The sequence below is a fragment of the Cobetia sp. SIMBA_158 genome (assembly GCF_046566945.1).
In the GTDB taxonomy this organism is placed as follows: Bacteria; Pseudomonadota; Gammaproteobacteria; order Pseudomonadales; family Halomonadaceae; genus Cobetia; species Cobetia amphilecti.
This window is the reverse complement of record NZ_JAWJYL010001133.1, coordinates 1-234: the sequence shown is the minus strand read 5'-3', so window position 1 is coordinate 234 and position 234 is coordinate 1. Positions and strand designations below refer to the sequence as shown.

Genomic DNA, 234 nt, shown 5'->3' with positions numbered 1-234 from the left:
AGGTAAAGCGGTCGAAATCTTCCGGCGCGACACATACGTTCGTCGTATCGTATTGTGGGCCGACCGTGACGGCCGGTACACGCCCGGATGCGGATTCGACCAGACGGGTCGTATCGGCATGGGCCGGCGCGTTCGCCAGCAATGCGCCGAATACGGCCGTCGTCAGCAATACCTGTCGCAACTTCACTGCAATCATCGAGTTCTCCTTGAGCTTGCCGCCAGGCGTGCTGCCCG

At 61.5% G+C, this 234-nt stretch carries 1 protein-coding gene; it reads right to left on the bottom strand.

The window, feature by feature from the left end:
* Positions 1-196, bottom strand: a 196-nt coding sequence (locus R2R70_RS23285; RefSeq protein WP_410979387.1) for a hypothetical protein, incomplete at its 3' end; no start/stop codon positions are given.
* Positions 197-234 lie beyond the last annotated feature (38 nt).